The organism is Planctomycetota bacterium (assembly GCA_035384565.1).
Taxonomy (GTDB): domain Bacteria; phylum Planctomycetota; class PUPC01; order DSUN01; family DSUN01; genus DAOOIT01.
This window is the reverse complement of the sequence record DAOOIT010000056.1, coordinates 1-17,452: the sequence shown is the minus strand read 5'-3', so window position 1 is coordinate 17,452 and position 17,452 is coordinate 1. Positions and strand designations below refer to the sequence as shown.

Annotated in this window: 12 protein-coding genes; 9 read left to right on the top strand and 3 right to left on the bottom strand. The window is 69.3% G+C overall.

All coding sequences use genetic code 11. The annotated features are described in order from the left end of the window. Nucleotides 1–45 precede the first annotated feature (45 nt). The 4 genes from PLE19_18100 to PLE19_18085 all read left to right on the top strand — a co-directional run bounded on the left by PLE19_18100 (nt 46) and on the right by PLE19_18085 (nt 4,647). Entirely contained in the window at nt 46–1,014 is a 969-nt protein-coding gene (locus tag PLE19_18100) for a Gfo/Idh/MocA family oxidoreductase (protein HPD16863.1), read from the top strand. 35 nt (nt 1,015–1,049) lie between these two features. Further along, nucleotides 1,050–1,784 carry a ThuA domain-containing protein gene (locus PLE19_18095; protein ID HPD16862.1) on the top strand — a complete coding sequence of 245 codons (735 nt, stop codon included), beginning with the start codon at nt 1,050–1,052 and terminating at the stop codon, nt 1,782–1,784. Between the two features lie 144 nt (nt 1,785–1,928). Continuing rightward, complete coding sequence (locus PLE19_18090) at nt 1,929–2,831, top strand: DNA adenine methylase (GenBank protein HPD16861.1); 903 nt, start codon at nt 1,929–1,931, stop codon at nt 2,829–2,831. A gap of 331 nt (nt 2,832–3,162) precedes the next feature. Continuing rightward, nucleotides 3,163–4,647, top strand: a complete 1,485-nt coding sequence (locus PLE19_18085; GenBank protein HPD16860.1) for a hypothetical protein — start codon at nt 3,163–3,165, stop codon at nt 4,645–4,647. A gap of 469 nt (nt 4,648–5,116) precedes the next feature. Here PLE19_18085 and PLE19_18080 read toward each other — a convergent pair whose 3' ends face one another. Both PLE19_18080 and PLE19_18075 read right to left on the bottom strand, forming a co-directional pair. Further along, on the bottom strand, nt 5,117–6,427 hold the full coding sequence (locus tag PLE19_18080; protein ID HPD16859.1) for a hypothetical protein: 1,311 nt from the start codon (nt 6,425–6,427) through the stop codon (nt 5,117–5,119). Between the two features lie 53 nt (nt 6,428–6,480). After that, complete coding sequence (locus tag PLE19_18075; protein HPD16858.1) at nt 6,481–6,813, bottom strand: hypothetical protein; 333 nt, start codon at nt 6,811–6,813, stop codon at nt 6,481–6,483. Between the two features lie 339 nt (nt 6,814–7,152). Between PLE19_18075 and PLE19_18070 the strand changes: the two genes are divergently transcribed. Both PLE19_18070 and PLE19_18065 read left to right on the top strand, forming a co-directional pair. Then, nucleotides 7,153–8,922 carry a hypothetical protein gene (locus tag PLE19_18070; protein HPD16857.1) on the top strand — a complete coding sequence of 590 codons (1,770 nt, stop codon included), beginning with the start codon at nt 7,153–7,155 and terminating at the stop codon, nt 8,920–8,922. After that, on the top strand, nt 8,922–10,628 hold the full coding sequence (locus tag PLE19_18065; protein ID HPD16856.1) for an alkaline phosphatase family protein: 1,707 nt from the start codon (nt 8,922–8,924) through the stop codon (nt 10,626–10,628). Before PLE19_18070 ends, PLE19_18065 begins: the two co-directional genes overlap by 1 nt. A 71-nt stretch (nt 10,629–10,699) precedes the next feature. On the opposite strand, the gene PLE19_18060 is transcribed toward PLE19_18065, so the two are convergent. Beyond that, the gene (locus PLE19_18060) at nt 10,700–12,064 is read right to left on the bottom strand and encodes a hypothetical protein (protein HPD16855.1); all 1,365 of its coding nucleotides are present in this window, start codon (nt 12,062–12,064) and stop codon (nt 10,700–10,702) included. Nucleotides 12,065–12,222: 158 nt separating this feature from the next. Between PLE19_18060 and PLE19_18055 the strand changes: the two genes are divergently transcribed. The 3 genes from PLE19_18055 (at nt 12,223) to PLE19_18045 (ending at nt 17,156) form a co-directional block, all read left to right on the top strand. Further along, nucleotides 12,223–13,698 carry an alpha-L-arabinofuranosidase C-terminal domain-containing protein gene (locus tag PLE19_18055; GenBank protein HPD16854.1) on the top strand — a complete coding sequence of 492 codons (1,476 nt, stop codon included), beginning with the start codon at nt 12,223–12,225 and terminating at the stop codon, nt 13,696–13,698. A 13-nt stretch (nt 13,699–13,711) separates the two neighbouring features. Beyond that, entirely contained in the window at nt 13,712–14,434 is a 723-nt protein-coding gene (locus PLE19_18050; protein HPD16853.1) for an MgtC/SapB family protein, read from the top strand. A gap of 79 nt (nt 14,435–14,513) precedes the next feature. Continuing rightward, nucleotides 14,514–17,156, top strand: coding sequence for a hypothetical protein (locus PLE19_18045; protein ID HPD16852.1), 2,643 nt, complete (start codon nt 14,514–14,516; stop codon nt 17,154–17,156). Nucleotides 17,157–17,452: the final 296 nt, after the last annotated feature.

Here is a 17,452-nt window from a genome sequence, read left to right as displayed (position 1 = left end):
CGTGAGCCTGGCTGTCCACCATCCCCCCTGCTTGGAGAGTCCGCGATGGCCATCAAGGTCGCATTCATCGGCTCCGGTGGCATTGCTGGCTACCACCTGAGCCACCTCGAGAAGATCCAGGATGTCCAGCTCGTGGGCTTCTGCGACGTGCAGGCCGACCGGGCCAAGGCCCGCGCGAAGCAGTACAAGGCCAAGGCCTATGCCGACCACCGCAAGATGCTCGACGCGACCCGGCCCGACGCCGTCTACGTGTGCACTCCGCCCTTCGCCCACGGGCAGTTCGAGCTCGACGCCGTGGCGCGCGGCTGCCACCTCTTCGTGGAGAAGCCCATCGCCACGACCATGGAGACCGCTCTCCAGATCCGCGACGCCATCGCCAAGGCGGGCGTCGTCTCTGCCGTCGGCTACCAGGATAGATACCAGGACATCATCGCCAAGCTGCGTCTGATTTTGCGTAAGCACAAAATCGCCACGGCGATGGGTTACTGGATGGGCGGCATGCCGGGCGTGGCGTGGTGGCGCGTGAAGGCCCAGAGCGGCGGCCAGCACACCGAGCAGACCACCCACATTTTCGACATGATGCGCTACCTCTTCGGCGAGGTCCGCACCGTCTACGCCGCCGCCAGCCGGGGCCTGATGACCGCCGTGCCCAACTACGACGTCGAGGACGTGTCGGCGGCCACGCTGGTCTTCCAGGACGGCCTGGTCGCCACCGTCTATTCGGCCTGCTGCCTCAAGGCGGGCGGGAAGTGCGGCATAGACATCTTCTGTACCGACTGCCGCATCGAGTACGTCGAGCGCCAGTCGGTCACCACCCGCGAGGCCGCGCGCACCGAGGAGATTCGCAACGTGGCCGACTACGGCCAGGCGATTGACGAGACCTTCATCGCCGCCGTCCGCACGAAGGGCAAGGAGGACAACGTGCTGTCGCCCTACGCCGACGCCTGCAAGTCGCTCGCCCTGAGCCTGGCGGTGGACCGCTCGCTGGCCAGCGGCCAGCCCGTCGAAGTGTGAGCCGGCCGTCCCCCTCAGCACAGGAGTTCCCGCCCATGTCCGAGCCGCTTCGCGTGACCGTGTGGAACGAGGGCCGCCACGAGAAGAAGAACGAGCAGATCGCCAGAATCTACCCCGAGGGGATGCACGGCGCCATCGCCCGCTACCTGCGCGGGTGCACCGGCTTCGACGTGCGCACCGCCACCCTGGACGAGCCCGACCACGGCCTGCCCGACGACGTGCTGGCCGCCACCGACGTGCTCATCTGGTGGGGCCACATGGCCCACCACGAGGTGAGGGACGCCATCGTGGACAAGGTGGTCGCCCGCGTGCTGGACGGCATGGGGCTGGTGGTGCTGCACTCGGGCCACTTCTCCAAGCCCTTCCGCCGCCTCATGGGCACCTCGTGCAACCTCAAGTGGCGCGAGGCCGGCGAGAAGGAGCGCCTCTGGGTCATCGAGCCAGGGCACCCCATCGTCCAGGGCATTGGCGAGTATATCGAAATCCCCCACGAGGAAATGTACGGCGAACGATTCGATATTCCCGAGCCCGACGCCCTGGTGCTCGTGAGCTGGTTCGCGGGCGGCGAAGTCTTCCGCAGCGGCTGCTGCTTCCGCCGCCACAAGGGCAAGATCTTCTACTTCCGCCCAGGCCACGAGACCTATCCGACCTACTATCACGAAGGCGTGATGAAGATCCTCGCCAACGGCGTCCGCTGGGCCGCCCCCGTGCCCGGCGCCGACGTCTACTTCGGCCACTTCAAGCCCCTCGAGAAACTCGAGACCGCTTAGAGAAAGGAAAGCGGGGAGGAAGCCCGTCTTGCAGGAAGGGCTTCCTCCCCAGGTCCCTCCTTCCCAAGAACTCTCACACGGGAAGTTCTTGAAGAGGGGTGCGGGGAGGAACTTCTCGAAAGAAGTTCCTCCCCGCCATCCAATATGCCACAACATCACGATTCCCTGCGTTCTCCCCTGCGCTACCCTGGCGGCAAGAGCCGTGTTGCCAGACTCCTCGCTCCGTACATCCCCGAGCACGAGGAGTACCGCGAGATCTTCTTCGGCGGCGGCGGCCTCTTCTTCCACAAGCCGAAGGCTAAGCACAACTGGATCAACGACTTACATCCAGGCCTCTATGCCTTCTGGAAGACCCTTCGCGACCAGTTTGACGAGTTCGAAGCCCTGTGTCGCAAGCAACCCGCCTCCAACGAGGCAACGCTACGCGCAACCTTCGACTACTGGTGCGGTCGCGACGACCTCATGAAGGCCAGCGGCGACGACAAACTCCTGGAACGCGCCGTCCAGTACTACTTCATCAACCGCACCGTGTGGACCGGGCGCGTCGTCTACGACCCCGCCCGCCGCTCGCGCCTCTACTTCAGCAACCCCGAGGGCTGGGGCAACCTGAAGAAGAAGCTCAAGCACCTTCGCGCCTGCTCCGAGAAGCTCCAGGGCGTGAAGATCACCAACCTCCCCTTCGAACAGTGCCTCGAGGGCGCCACGCCCGACACCTTCATCTACGCCGACCCGCCCTACTACCGCGACAGCCTGGATGTGCCGACCTCGAAGCTCTACGAGGGGCACTTCCCCATCGAAGCGCACACGGCCCTCCGCAACCTCCTCGCCGCCTCGCCCGCCAGGGCCATGATCTCCTACGACGATAGGCCCGAGGTGCGTAAGCTGTACGCTGACAAGGCGATATGGCGACTCGTCCCGCTGGAGTGGAAGTACTGCGGCCGCTACGCGGTGACCAACGACGCCAAGGCCAAAGGGCGCAAGGAGCAGAAGGTGAGCGGCCAGGAACTCCTCATCGTCAACCGCCCGCTGCTCGCCGCGCGCCATTGATTCGCCTTGGCAGCACGCCAGACGGCGGCATGCTCTGGCGCCCCTTGCGGGGGAAATGGCGATGCGGCACGAGCCCGGACCGCTTGGCCGACTCGTCGGATGCGGCAGACCCGACAGACAGGCCCGCCTAGTCGCCCGGCGGGCAGGGGCCGGATGGCGGCGGGATCCCGTTGCGGTCCGGAGCGCGGGGTGATAGAATGAGGGATGAGGACATCGGGGTCCACGGGCACAGCGATACGCCCCGCTGCGACCGTTGCTCCACGTGCCGCAAGATGCGTCGCACGGGCGCGGTAACGGTCGGCCTGTGACGCCCCAGAGAGAGGAGGCCGGAATGGACCTCGGACCCATGCTCCGCGAGAAGCATCAGCACGCGATGCGCTGGAACCGCATCAAACTGGGCGCCATGCTCGTTCTGCTCGTGGTCGTCGTGCTCGTGATGTTCGAACTCAACCGCTGGGGGCGGCAGGCCCTCGAGGGCGAGGGCGCGGCGAAGGAGGACGGCGAGGTGATCGAGGCCGGGCCGCCCGTGAACCCCAAGGATATCGGCCAGCTCCCCGAACACGAGCAGCCCGACCTCGGTCCCCTCACGCCCGTGGCGCCGCCCAGGCCCATCGCACTCCCCAAGGAGGACGCCGAGAAGAAGTTCCCCTTCCTCAAAGACCCCAAGACGCTCGAGGAAGTGATTGACCAGAACACAGACCTCGAGTCGGCCCCGCTGTTCTACATGCTCTACAAGGTCTTCAACGACAAGCAGGAGGCCCTGAGGGCCGAGGCCGACACGAAGGTGGCGTGGACCGCGCTCTGGGAGAAAGGGGCCGAGTGGCGGGGCAAAGCCGTCCGCGTCAGCGGCCAGATCATGCAGATGGCCGAGCAGCCCCTGCCCGAAAACCCGATGGCGCTCTCCAAGGTCTACGTCTACCGCGTCCGCGCCGAGAACGCCCCGCCCGACTCCAAAGGGCACCTCTACGACGTCTACAGCCTCGAAAAGCTCAAGGGCGCGCTGCGCTACGACCGCGTGACGGCTTGCGGCCGCTTCCTCAAGGCCCGCGTGAGCGAGCCCGAGCGCCTCACCGACCCCGACCTGCACGTGGCCGTGGTGGTGGCCCGCCAGTTCGACCCGCTCACCTACCTCGACGAGGCGCGGATGCCCGGCCCCATCGTGGACGGCAACCGCGCCGAGGCCCGCCCCCTCTACTGGCTGCTCAACCGCGCCCGCAAGACCTCGTTCGACGACCTCAAGGCCAAGGCCAGCACGAACCTGACGTATCTGGACTTCGTGAACCGTCCCGAGCTCTACCGCGGCCGCCCCGTGGCCGTCGTGGGCCAGCTCCGCCGCCTGATCCGCATCGCCCTCCCGCCCGACAACATCCTGGACATGCCCGACGTCTTCTACGGCCAGATCGCCGACCGCGACCGCAAGATCAACACCTTCTACTGCCTCCACGTGCCCGAGGGCGTGCGTTCCAGCGACGGCGTCGTCCTCTACGGCTACTTCCTCAAGAAATGGACCTATCGCAGCGAGGGCGGCTACGAGGTCCACAGCCCCATCATCGTGGCCCAGCGCCTGCGGATCATTGACGAGAGCAACATCGGCACCGACCCGACCTACCAGATCATCCTGGTGGTCGCCGTGGCCGCCACGGCCGTGATCATCGGCGCCGCGCTCCTTGTCACCCGCGCCCGCGACCGCAGGGCCGACGAGGCCCGCCGCCAGCGCGACCTCGAGCGCCTCAAGGCCAAGCTCGGCCACCCGACCGCGCCGAAGCACGACGCCGAAGCCAGCCGGCCGGCCGACCCCGAGCCCCCGCCATCCTGAGCGCCGCCGTCACGCTCTGCCCAGGGTCCCCCTCCCGTCGGCGCGGTTTCTCCGCACGGGCCGCGTCCCCGGATCGCCGCCAATCGCCCGTTCTCGGCCTTCCGTCCATATCTGCTCACCGCCCGGGCAGGATCAGTATGGCTGGAAAGCCCAGAATCGCCCATTCTCGCCAGTCCGCTCATACTTGCTCACCTTCTCCCCTCAGGGGTGATACAGCATGGGACCCCACAGTGTGAGGGAGGCATCCTGTCTGCCAACCGCATCACTCCACCCAGGGTCCGGGCTCTGGCGCACTCGCCCCTCCCAGCGCATCCGTTGACATGCGCCTACAGAACCCCTTGTCAGCGCGTAAGTTACATCTTCCAAGTGTGCCAGGCACGCATAGACAGCGCGTAAGTTACATCTTCCAAGTGTGCCAGGCACGCGTAGACGCGTGTAGAGGAGGGCATGCCATGCAGCAGGCGCACGCTCAGTCTTCGAGGTTGTGGCGGTTGCGATACCACCAGGCCAGCCACGCACGCTTGTCGTGGGAGAAGTCCTGCCCGGTCAGGCCGCGGAGGGCGTTGTAGGCGGCGTCGTTGAAGAAGAAGGGGTCCTCCACGTCCCGCTCCTGCCCCAGGTCCACCCCCCAGTTGGTGTTCTCGGTGATGGGGACCTGGATCGTACGGCCGAACTGGTCGGTGACCACGGCCATGTCGGCCACGGAGCTGCTGCCCAGGCTGATGTTGAGCGGGGGCAGCTCGTCGTCGCTGGCCTTGATGCGGAAGCGCACGCTCAGGGCGTTGGCGAGGGCGGGAATGGCGCGGGGGTCGCCCAGGCCGGCCAGGGCCTCCGAGGCGCGCCGCAGCACGCGGCGGGCCGTGTTGCGGGTCTCCTTGTCGGACTCAAGACGCACCTTCGCGCTGGTGAAGCGCTGGAGCAGGCCGACGAAGTAGGCGGTGTTCTCGACGTCGTTCTGGGCTGCGAGCGCCTTGATGGCGGCGGCGCGCACGCGGCCGTCTATGTCGCGCACGGCCGCCCGGCGCAGGGTTTCGGCATTCTCGTCGCCGCGCGAGGCGGCGAGGAGGCTCACGATGGCCAGCCGCGCATCGCCCGTGCGGTCGCGCGAGCCCTCGATCGCCTCCTTGATCATCTCCTCGAGCACGTAGCGCAAGGCGGCATCGGGCACGGCGCGGGGGCGGTCGCCGATGGCTTCGCGCAGGCGGTCGGCCACGGCCTGCTCGGTCGCGGGCCGCATGGCCGCGAGCTGGCGGAAGCGCTTGACCCAGGCGGCCGCGCTCTCGCGCTGCTCGGCCCGCAGGCGCTCTTCCTCGGTCACCCACTTGTCGCCCATGCGCACCAGGCCGTCGGCCTTCTTCGCCTCGGCCTCGGTGAGCCACTGGCCGTCGCGCAGCACGAAGCCGAGGCGGGCGCGGGCGCCCTTGTGGTTGGCGTCGAGGGCGAGCGCCTTCTCGAACTCCTGCCGGGCCTCGCGCACCAGCTTGTTGTCCTGGCACCAGAGGCCCAGGGCGTAGTGGCCGTCCGCGTCGTTGTCCTTCACTTTGGCCGCCATCTCGCGGTAGACGTCGAGCGGGCTGGCCTTGGTCTCGATGCGGGCCACTTCGGCGGCCTTGAGCGTCACCTTGCCCGCCGCCGTCTGCACCACGAGTTCGGCGTCGGTGCGCGAAACGATGGCGCCCTCGACGCGGCCGCCGGACTTCAGGTGGACGACGTCGCCGGCCGCGGGGCTGGCGGCGGCGAGGCCGAAGGCGGCGGCCAGGACCAGGCGATGCCAGCGCATGGCAGAACGCTCCTCATCCCCTGTTGCCAGTATAGGCCGGCGGGGAGGGGATTTCAACAGCGCAGGTCCCGCACGCACTCCATGAGCATGCGCACGGCCGAGCGCAGGGCCACCCGCGAATCGTAGAGCTTCCGCAGCGTGGCGAGCACCGCCTCCTTGTACTCCTCGATGGACGCGAAACTCCCGAGGTCCATCGTCCGCAGCCGCTCGCGCGCCTTGGCGATGTCGTGGGCCTGGCGCTCGAAGACGGCCACGTTCTCGAGCGTCACGTCGCGGTAATCGCCGTGCCGCTCCTTGTAGAGCGCCTCGGCGAGGCGGATCTCTTCCTCCAGCACGCCCATGCGGGCGACCAGCAGGTTGCGGAAGTGCTCGATGGTTTCCCTCATGCGCCGTCCCCTCGCGTTGCCGGGCAATACGGTCCGCCTCCCCATCCCTATTCTAGCCCAGGATCGCGGCTCGGTCAAAGGCGGAGAGGGTGCGGGGTCTGAACCGGGAAAGTGGGTGACCCTGCCCTCCAGCAACCCGGATTGTGTGGCACAGCCGCCCTCGGCTCTGCTTGTGGGCGGGACGTCCCCGTCCCGCGGTTCGCGGCGTGTGGACACGCCGCCCACAATGTCCGCCACAGGTGGGGGTGCCTGTGCCATACGATCACCTGCTTTCCCTGCACGCACCCAGCGCAGAGCGCGGGTTGACAATCCTCCGCCCCACGGGCTATCATCCAGCCCATGTGGCGAGTCCTGGCGTACAGTGGCCTCCTGCTGGCCGCCGCGGCGGGCGGGTGGGCGGCGGACGTGCCTCGGGCCGACGACCCCGAGCACTTCACCCCCGCCGACCGCCAGGCCATGCTGCGCCTGGCGCGCGCCGCCCTCGCATCGGGCGGCGAGGTCGCCTTCGACCCCGCCACGATGCCGGCCAAGCTCCTGCGCGCGACCGGCCGGCCGGTCCTCCTCTCCGTTCACGCGCCCGGCCGAGAGCCGCTCATCGCGTGGGCGGCCGCCGGCACCCTCTTCGAGCAGATCGCGGGGGCCGCCGGCCGCCTGCGCGGCGCCCTCGCGCCCGCAACGCTCGCCGCCGCGCGGCTGAAGCTGGACCTCGTGACGTCGGCCGAGCCGCTGCGGCTGGGCGGCCAGCCCGTGCTGGGCCTCGAGGGGCTTCGCCTGCGCGCCCCGGGCGCCGAACTCCTCGTGCCGCCCAGCGAGGCCCTGCGCCTCGACTTGCCCGACGGCTCGGCCTTCGTGCGCTACGCCCTCACGCGGCTCCAAGCGCCCGAGGCCGCCGCGCGCGACGTGGCCCTCGAGCGCCTCGCCACCGTGAGCTTCATCGAACGCGGACCCGGCGGGGCGGGGCCGCCGCTCGACCTCTTTCGCGGCATGCCCCTTGTCGAGCGCGTGACCCGCCGGCAACTCCTCGCCGCGGCCGAGGCCGCAGGCGACTACCTGCTGCGCGGCCAGCGGCCCGACGGCAGCTTCGGCTACCTCTACAACGCGGCCCGCGATGCGATGGAGGACGATGCCTACGAGATCACCCGCCACGCCGGCACGGCCTGGAGCCTCGCGCAGCTCTACGCGGCGGCCGGCCGGCGCCGCCACCGCGACGGCGCCTACCGCGCCCTCCAATGGCTGCTCCGCCACCTGCACACCCGCGACGACTTGGCCTGGCTCGAGCACGGCGGCCAGCGCCCGCTCGGGGCCGCGGCGCTCGGCCTCATCGCACTGCTCGAATACCGCGACGCCGCCCGCACCCGCCGCTTCGACCGCGAGATTCAGCGCCTCGGCCGCTTCCTCCTCCTCATGCAGCGCGACGACGGCTTCTTCCACAGCGACTACGACCCGGCCGAGCACCGCGGCTGGATCCCCGACGGCCACGTGCCGCTCTTCGCCCCCGGCGAGGCATTTCTCGCGCTCGTGCGGCTCCAGCGGGCCCTGCCCGACCCCGCCTGGCCGCGCGCCATCGCCCGCGCCGCACACTTCATGACCACGCAGCGCGACGCCTGGCACTTCGAGCACGACCTGCCGATGATCCACCCCGACTCGTGGACGATGATGGCCCTCGACGAGCTTCACGCCGCGGGCGCCGCCGCCCGCGCCCAGGCCGACTACTGCCTCTTCCTCGCCCACGAAATCCTCCGGGAGCAGGAAGAACCGTCCACCGCCCGCTGGCGCGACCACGTGGGCGCGCCGCGCGCCGCGCTCGAGCCGCCCCGGAGCGATGTGGCGGCCGGCCGCTGCGAGGGCCTGCTCGCCGCCTGGCGGCTGGCCCGCCGCCTCGGCGCGGCCACCGAGGAGTACCGCCGCGCCATCCTGCTCTCCGCCGCCTTCCAGCTCGCGCACCAGTACGACGCGGCCAACAGCTACCTGCTGCCCAACCCCGCCCGCGCCCACGGCGGCTTCTACGCGAGCTACGCCGACCACACGGTCCGCATGGACTACGTGCAGCACAACCTCAGCGCGCTGCTCGGCACGGCCGACCTCCTCGCCGCAGAGGAGGAGCGATGATGCTGGCGCGACGGCTGTTCGCGCTCTACTACTTCCTGAAGTACCTGCCCCTGCGCCTCTGGCGCCATCGCGGGCCGATGGAGCACCGCGGCTTCGTGGGCGTGCAGATTGACGGCCTGGCCCACGCCGACCTCGCCTATGCCGTCGAGACGGGGCGCCTCCTGCGCCTGCGCCGCCGCCTGCGGACCCGCGAGTACAAGCTCCACGCCTATCCCGCCGGCCTGCCGAGCGCCACCTCGTACGCCCAGGTGGGCATGTTCTACGGCGACAACACCGACATCCCGGCCTTCCGCTGGTACGAGCGGCGCGACCGCCGCGTGATCAACTGCAACCGCCCCCACAGCGCCGAGTACATCCGGGGCCGCCTCGGCGGCCGCAGGGGCGTGCTGCGCGGCGGCTCGAGCTACGTGAACCTGGTGGACGGCGATGCCGACCGGGCCGTGCTCACGGCCAACTCGTCGGTGCCGCGCTCGTTCTTCGAGGAGATCGGCGGCTGGCGGCTCTTCCTGCTCGCCCTCATGCATCCCCTGCGCGTGCTGATGACCGCCTTTGCCGCCGTCCGCGAGCTGTTCTTCGAACTCTACGACCGCTACCTCTCGCGCACCGGGCGCCACAGCTCAGTCGTCGAGGGCTGGTTCCCCGTGCTGCGGGCGCTCTCGAACGTCGTCTTCCGCGAGGTGCAGACCGTGGCCGTGATGGCCGACGTCTACGCGGGCGTGCCGCGCATCTTCACCACGTTCGCCAGCTACGACGAGCTGGCCCACCACTACGGCCCGCGCTCGCGGCCCGCGCTGAAAAACCTGCGGGCCATCTTCGGCCGCATCTTCGAGATCGAGAAGATCATCCGCCGGCTGCCCGGCCGCCACTACGACCTCATCGTCGTGTCCGACCACGGCCAGACCGAGGGCGAGCCGTTCCTGCGCCTCTTCGGCGCCACGCTCGGCCAGGTGCTCCACCGCCACTTCGAGGGGCGGCGCGTGCGCGAAGAAACCCGTGTGTCCGACGCACCGTCCGCCAAGACCCGCGGCCTCTACGCCGACCACCTTCAGCGCCGCTCCGAGCGCCGCTGGTTCCTGCCCCGCGGCATCCTGCGCGGCATCGCGGGCCTCCTGCGCAAGGTCACCAATGCCGAAAGCTACCTCGTCGAGAAATACTACGTGGACGAGGACAACGACTTCGTGGTGACCTACTCGGGCACGCTGGCGCACGTGTACTTCTCGCGCTGGCCCGATCGGCTCGACGACGCGGCCGTGCGGCGCGAGTTCCCCGACGTCCTGGACTTCCTCGTGCAGCACCCCGGGGTGGGCCTCGTGGCTACGAAAGCGGCGGAGGGCGGCCTGATCCTGCGCTCGCGGCGCGGCGTCGGCCGCCTGTTCGACGGCGAGGTGACGGTGCTCGAGGGCGAGAACCCGCTGGCCCCCTACGACGACGCGGGTCCGCTCGGGCGACGCGCGCTGGAGCGCATGGGCGGCTTCGCCAACTCGGGCGACCTCATCCTCTTCGGCACCTACGATGAACGGGGCTTCGTGTGCTTCGACGACCAGGTGGCCAGCCACGGCGCCCTGGGCGGCGCCCAGTTCTGGCCTTTTCTCCTCGTGCCCAACGACCCGCGCTTCGACCACCTCGTCATCACCGACCCGCGCGACCTCTACCACCAGGTCTTCCTGCCCTATCATCACGAGCCGGCGCCGGGCCGCGACTCCTGAAGTCGCCTGTCTCCCCTTTCGGCCATCCGGTCCCGGGCGGCACGCTCGTGTTCCGCGTCGCGGCCGTTCGGTCAGTGGCCTGCGAACTGCGGCAGATGTTCGGCGTGGGCCGCGAGGAGGTCGTCGGCCAGGAGTTGGGCCTTGGTGAGCGAACTCACCGAACCTTCGGCGACGAGGGCCTGGACGAAAAGGTCGCGGCGGCCCGTCAGCGCGGCGTCCACGATGGTCTCGATGACGGCGATGCGGCTGGCGAGCGTGGCGGCGAGGCCGCTGGGCAACTCGCCCAGGCCGATGGGGCGCAGGCCGCTGGCGTCGGCGATGGCGGGGCTTTCGAGGACGGCCTCGGGCGGCAGGTTCGCGACCTGGCCGCGGTTGGGCAGGTTGGCGGAGTAGATGCGGCCGGCATCGGTGTCCACGCTGTCTATGATGCTGATGACCTGCTCGTGCTCGCCGCCGCCGGAGCCGAAGTAGGCGTCGGGCAGCGGCTCCTGGCCGAGGGCGACGCGGCGCATCTGCTCCCAGGCGCGGTCGCCGCCCTCGATCACCGCCTCCATGCTGAAGGCGTCCACGCCCAGCGTCTTGCCGTAATAGGCGCCGCCGGGGATGAGCTGGGGGAAGAACTCGATGGCGTGGCGGTCCAGCACGGCGGGGAAGGCGCCGTAGAGGGCGAAGGCGTGCCAGGAGAAGGGGTTGTCGAGCTTCGCCAGCGCCTCGGGGCTGTCGCCGAGGTCCGCGAAGGCGTCGAGCAGCCGGTCGGGCGCGGCGCCGAGCCGCTTCGCGACCTCGGCCCGGACGGCGGGCCAGGCGTCCTTGCCCTTGTGGCGGAACTCGGTGAACCAGGTCATGTGGTTGAGGCCGACGGCGGTGTAAGTGACCTCGTCGAAGGGAACGCCGATGAAGCGGGCGAGGTACTGCGCGGTGCCGAGCACGCCGTGGCAGAGGCCCACGACGTTGGCCCCCGTGGCCTTGCGGATGGCGCGGCACACGGCGGTCATCGGGTTGCCGTAGTTGAAGAAGAGCGCCCCGGGGCACAGCTCGAGCACGTCGCGCGCCACGCCCACCATTGCGGGGATCATCCGCAGCGCGCGGGAGAGTCCGCCCGGCATCGCCGTGTCGCCCACGGGCTGGAAGATGCCGTGCTTGCGGGGCACCGTGATGTCGGCGGCCCAGGCGCGGCGCCCGCCCACACCGACCGTGCAGATGACCGCGTGGGCGCCGGGCAGGAGCTCTCGGCGGTCGAGGGATGCCGTGATGCGAATGGGCGCGCCCTTGGCCGCGGCCATCCGGGCCACCAGCTTCTCGGCCACGTCGAGCGCCTCGGGGCGGATGTCCACCAGCCCCAGCTCGATCTCCTTGCCCGTGCGGATGATGTCGGCCACGAGGCCGCGGGTGAACGACACGCTGCCGGCGCCGATGAGGACGTATCGCGCTGCCATGCCTCGCTCCTTGTTCGCGGTAGGGTGTGCATACCTGCACACCATCTTCCTCGTCCCGCGTGCAAGTATGCACGCCCTACCTCAAGCGTGTCAAGCGGCTTGACACGCCGGCATGGGGCATCTATAGTTGCGCGCAGCACCCTTGGAGGAGAGCCGACATGGCGAAGCTGACGATTCGCGTCGAGGACAGGCTGGCGACGATCAGCCCGATGCTCTACGGCCACTTCGCCGAGCACCTGGGCCGCTGCATCTACGAGGGCTTCTGGGTGGGCGAGGGCTCGGCCATCCCCAACACCCGCGGCATCCGCAACGACACGGTGGCCGCGATGCGGCGGCTGCGCGCGCCCGTCATCCGCTGGCCCGGCGGCTGCTTTGCCGACGACTATCACTGGCTCGACGGCGTCGGCCCCCGCGACGCCCGCCCCAGCCGCCTGAACATCTGGTGGCACGACACCGAGAGCAACCACTTCGGCACGCACGAGTTCATGGACCTCTGCCGCCAGACGGGCGCCGAACCCTACATCTGCCTCAACGTCGGCTCCGGCACGCCCGAGGAGGCCGCCGCCTGGGTCGAGTACTGCAACTGCGCGCACCCCACCACCCGCGCCCAGCATCGCGCCGCCAACGGCAGCCCCGAGCCGTTCAACGTGAAGTACTGGGGCGTGGGCAACGAGAACTGGGGCTGCGGCGGGCGCTTCGCGCCCGACGACTACGCCCGCGAGTACCGCCGCTTCGCCTGCTACCTGCGCGGCCGCTCATCCTCGCCCATCGAACTCATCGCCTGCGGCCACACCACCCCCGACTGGAATCGCAAGTTCCTCGAAACCCTCGGCGACTTCCGCATGCTCGACCACCTCTCCGTCCACCGCTACTACAACTGCGGCCATGCCACCGAGTTCACCGACACCGAGTACTACAACCTCTACCCCCGCGCCCTCCAGGTCGAGCAGGACATCGTCGAGGCCGCCACCGCCATCGCCCTCTTCAACCGCACGGGGCGCAAGATCGGTGTCATCGTGGACGAGTGGGGCGTCTGGCACCCCGAGGCCAGGGGCGACAGCGGACTCTACCAGCGGAACACCCTGCGCGACGCCCTGGCCGCCGCCGCGTGCTTCGACGCCTTCAACCGCCATGCCGACGTGGTGACGATGGCTAACATCGCCCAGACCCTCAACGTCCTCCAATGCGTGGCCCAGACGCAGGAGGAGAAGATGTGGCTCACGCCCACCTACCACGCCTACGACCTCTATCAGGGCCACATGGGCAACGCCGCCGTGCGCGTGGACCTCGACGACGTGCCGACGGTGGAGGCGCGGAAGGGCGACGGCGCGGCGGTGCCGCACCCCGTGGTGAGCGCTTCGGCCTCGCTCGATGCCGCGAGAGGCGAGTGCGTCATCACCTTCCAGAACCTGCACCTGACGGAGGCCCTGGACGTGACGATCTCCCTCCGCGGCGGCAAGGCGGAGAAGGTCGTGGCCAAGGTGCTCACGGCGAAGGACGTTCGCGACTGCAACGGCCCGGACACGCCAAACAAGGTGCGGCCGAAGCGCTTCGACCTGGCCGCCAAGGGCAGCACCCTGCGCGCCACCGTGCCGCCGCATTCGCTCGTCAGCGCGAAGGTCATATTGCGGTAGGGGGAGAATGCCCATGTCCCTGCTTGCGTCGGTGACCGTGGAAGCCGCGTTCATTCATGAGGTCCTGCTGCCTCTCGTCGCCGCGGCGCTGCTGGGCGGAGCGATCGGCCTCGAGCGCGAGTTGCACGGCCGGGCGGCGGGCCTGCGCACCCACATCATGGTCTGCCTCGGCACCACGATGGCCATGGTCGTCTCGATGCAGCTCTACCAGCGCCTGCCGGCCGATGCGACCTTGCGCGTGGACCCCAGCCGCATTGCGGCCGGGGTGCTCACGGGCATCGGGTTCCTCGGGGCGGGCGCCATCATGAAGCTCAAGAGCACCCATCGCGGCCTCACCACCGCCGCATGCATCTGGTTCGTCGCGTCGCTGGGCATTGCCGTCGGCGCGGGCGCGTATGCCCTCGCGGTCGCCAGCACGCTGTTGGCCCTCCTGGTGCTCCTCCTGCTGGCGCGCTTCGAGCACCGACTGCATGCCGACACCTACCGCGAGATCCTCCTCGTGGCCGAGTGCGGCGATTGCGCCGAGGAGGTCGTCGCGCGCGCACACGACGCCATCGAGCGCCAGGGCATGCACGTGCAGTCGCAGGAGTTCGACGAGAACCTTGAGCAGCGCCGCGTGCACGCCACGTTCAACGTGCGCTTCCGCCGCGGTCTCGCCAGCGAGCAGGTCGTCTTCCGCCACCTGCGCGAGCTGCCCGGCGTCAAGTCCATCGGCTGGCGCAATGTAGCGACGTAGCTGCGAGCGTCCCGCTTGCGGCTTGCGGCTTCTTTGACCCAACGACAAGCGGGACGCTTGTCGCACAGGAATCGGCCTCATGAGGAATCGCGTCCCCGTCTGGTGTTGCGCTGCAATACTGGCCGCCTCGGCCGCGGGCGTAGGCCGCGGGGCGGTGAAGGAGGTGGTCGTCGTCTTCAAGACGCACTTCGACATCGGTTACACGGCGATGGCCCGCGACGTGGTGGCCCATTACCGCACGGGGATGATTGACAAGGCGCTCAAGGTCTGCGACGAGACCCAGGCCCTCCCGCCCGAGAACCGCTTCGTGTGGACCCTGCCCGGCTGGCCGATGGCGCAGCTCCTCGGCCCCGAGCAGACGCCCGAGCGCCGCAAGCGCATCCTCGACGCCGCCCGCGAGGGCCGCCTCGTCACCCACGCCCTCCCAGGCACCCTCCACACCGAATCGCTCGACCTGGAGGACCTGGTGCGAGGGATGCGATTCTCCTCCGAACTCGCCCGCTCGCTCGGCCAGCCGCTGCCACGCGACGCGAAGATGACCGACGTGCCGTCGCACACCTGGATTCTCCCCACCGTGCTCGTCCATGCGGGCGTCGAGTTCCTGCATATCGGTTGCAACGCCGCCTGCCCCACGCCCGACGTGCCACCGCTATTCTGGTGGGAAGGTCCCGATGGCTCGCGGCTGCTGACGATGTACGCCGGCGACTACGGCACGGGCCTCGGGCCGCCCGCCAACTGGCCTCACGCCACCTGGCTCGCCCTCATCCACACGGGCGACAACCAGGGGCCGCCGAATCCCGCCGACGTGCGGGCGCTCCTCGACCGCGCTGCCAAGGAGATGCCGGGGGTGAAGGTCCGCTTCGGCCGCCTCAGCGACTTCGCCGACGCCATTCGCCGCGAGAAGCCCGACCTCCCCATCGTCCGCGCCGACATGCCCGACACCTGGGTCCACGGCATCATGTCCATGCCCATCGAAACGAGAATCATGCGCAACGTGCGCCCCACCATCATGGCGCTTGAAAGCCTCAACACCCTGCTGCGCATCTGGGGCGTGGATGTGCCGAGCGCCAAGGACGCCGTGGCCGCGGCCTACGAGCGGAGCCTGATGTACTCCGAGCACACCTGGGGCCTGGATTTCAAGGCCTGGGGCAAACGCCTCTACGGCCCCGAGTGGGAGGCGGCGCACGCCAAGGGCGTCTACAAGCGAGCCGAGGAATCCTGGGCCGAACATGGCGCCTACATCCGCCAGGCCGAGGCCATCGCCGCCCCCGCCATCGAAGCCAACCTCCATGCCCTCGCCCGCGCCGTCAACGTCCAAGGCCCCCGCATCGTTGTTTACAACCCGCTGCCGTGGGGCCGCCGGGGGGTTGTTGCAGTCGCGGCTCCGGCTGGGATCGAAGGCCTTGCCGACGCCGCCACGCATCGCCCCGTGCCGGTCGAGCGCGAGGGCGACACCCTCCGCTTCCTCGGCGGCGAGATTCCGGCGATGGGCTACCGCACCTACGTGCCTTCCGGCGAGAGAGCGCTTGACTCGGGCCTGCGCGTTGACAAGGCGCAGGCGCTCATCGAGAACGGCTTCTTCCAAGTTCGCCTCGACCCTGCACGCGGCTGTGTGGCGTCGCTTGTGGACAAGCGGTCAGGGGCCGAGCTGGTTGACCCCACTGCGCCATATGGGTTCGGGCAGCACCTCTACGAGCGCTTCGACGCCGACCAGGTGAAGGCGTATCTCGACGCCTATCTGCGCCGCAAGTGGGACTGGGCGATCGCCGACCTGGGCAGGAACAACCTGCCGCCAGCCAAGGAGAAGCCTTACGTGGCGGCCTCGCCGACGGATATGAAGCTGGGCATCGCCCACACCCCGCTTGGCGTGCGAGCGCAGATGGTCGCTCCGCCCACCGAGGCCATCCCCTACACCCTCGGCGTCATCGTCACGCTCTACGCGACGGAGCCTTTCGTGGACTTCGAGTGGACGGTGACCGACAAGAAGCCTGATCCCTGGCCCGAGGCGGGCTGGCTCTGCTTCCCGCTGCGGGTGGACCGGCCGAAGTTCCGCATTGGGCGGCTCGGTTCCATCGTGGACCCCGCGACCGACTTCCAGCGCTCGTCGAACCACGACGGCTATTGCGTCAACACCGGCCTCACCGTCACCGGCCAGGATGGCGGGAGCATCGGGCTCTGCTCCCCGGACACCCCCTTCGTGAGCCTGGAGCGGCCTGGGATATGGAAGTACTCACGCGACTTCGCGCCCACGAAGCCCTACGTCTTCTTCCACCTCTTCAACAACGCCGTCTCCACCAACTTCCAGCAGTGGATCGGCGGCTCGTGGAGCGTACGCGTGCGGCTCTGGACGCCCGCGGGGGACCTCCTGCGGCCATCGTGGGAGGCGCGCCAGCCGTTGCGAGCGGCGTGGTTTGACGGTGCTCCGGGCAGGCTTGTGGCGACGGGGACGGGTATGGCTCTTTCGCGCGAAAGAGCCATCCTCACCGCACTTGGCCCAAACCCCGACCGCGAGGGTCTCCTCCTCCGCCTCTGGGAGCAGGCGGGCGAGAAGGGGCCTTGCACAGTTCAACTGCCCGATGGCCTTCGCCCGAAGACCGCCGAGCCCTGCGACCTGCGAGGCCGGCCCACCGGCGAGCCGATCCCCGTCCGCGACGGCAGGCTCACCGTCCCAATGTCCCCCTTCGCGCCCGTGAGCCTGCTGCTGCAAACCGAACGGCCTTGATCATCGATCGTGAGGACACCTCCCGCAGGTTCCAATACCTGCGGGAGGTTACGCAGAGAGCAGCCTCCACTCAGGGAGGTGCCCTCCTTCCCCTTTACCCTCCCGAAGGTACTGGAACCTTCGGGAGGGGAGCAGGGTCGTGAGCCTGCTGCTGCGGTAAGCGGAAAGGGACCCAAGAGACCCGAGGGCTGGAAGGGACACGTGGCGCCCGCTCCGCATGTCCCTTAGGTGCCTTTGGCCCCTTAGCTCGACTTTCGCCATCAGGCAGGAAGCCGGAGGGCGAAGTCCGTGACGGT

What these genes read in the sequence shown, in the direction of transcription:
- PLE19_18065 (HPD16856.1), top strand. Translation starts at nt 8,922, where the DNA reads ATGCTGGCGCGACGGCTGTTCGCGCTCTACTACTTCCTGAAGTACCTG.
- PLE19_18050 (HPD16853.1), top strand. Translation starts at nt 13,712, where the DNA reads ATGTCCCTGCTTGCGTCGGTGACCGTGGAAGCCGCGTTCATTCATGAG.
- PLE19_18100 (HPD16863.1), top strand. Translation starts at nt 46, where the DNA reads ATGGCCATCAAGGTCGCATTCATCGGCTCCGGTGGCATTGCTGGCTAC.
- PLE19_18070 (HPD16857.1), top strand. Translation starts at nt 7,153, where the DNA reads ATGTGGCGAGTCCTGGCGTACAGTGGCCTCCTGCTGGCCGCCGCGGCG.
- PLE19_18055 (HPD16854.1), top strand. Translation starts at nt 12,223, where the DNA reads ATGGCGAAGCTGACGATTCGCGTCGAGGACAGGCTGGCGACGATCAGC.
- PLE19_18045 (HPD16852.1), top strand. Translation starts at nt 14,514, where the DNA reads ATGAGGAATCGCGTCCCCGTCTGGTGTTGCGCTGCAATACTGGCCGCC.
- PLE19_18085 (HPD16860.1), top strand. Translation starts at nt 3,163, where the DNA reads ATGGACCTCGGACCCATGCTCCGCGAGAAGCATCAGCACGCGATGCGC.
- PLE19_18090 (HPD16861.1), top strand. Translation starts at nt 1,929, where the DNA reads ATGCCACAACATCACGATTCCCTGCGTTCTCCCCTGCGCTACCCTGGC.
- PLE19_18060 (HPD16855.1), bottom strand. Translation starts at nt 12,064, where the DNA reads ATGGCAGCGCGATACGTCCTCATCGGCGCCGGCAGCGTGTCGTTCACC.
- PLE19_18095 (HPD16862.1), top strand. Translation starts at nt 1,050, where the DNA reads ATGTCCGAGCCGCTTCGCGTGACCGTGTGGAACGAGGGCCGCCACGAG.
- PLE19_18075 (HPD16858.1), bottom strand. Translation starts at nt 6,813, where the DNA reads ATGAGGGAAACCATCGAGCACTTCCGCAACCTGCTGGTCGCCCGCATG.
- PLE19_18080 (HPD16859.1), bottom strand. Translation starts at nt 6,427, where the DNA reads ATGCGCTGGCATCGCCTGGTCCTGGCCGCCGCCTTCGGCCTCGCCGCC.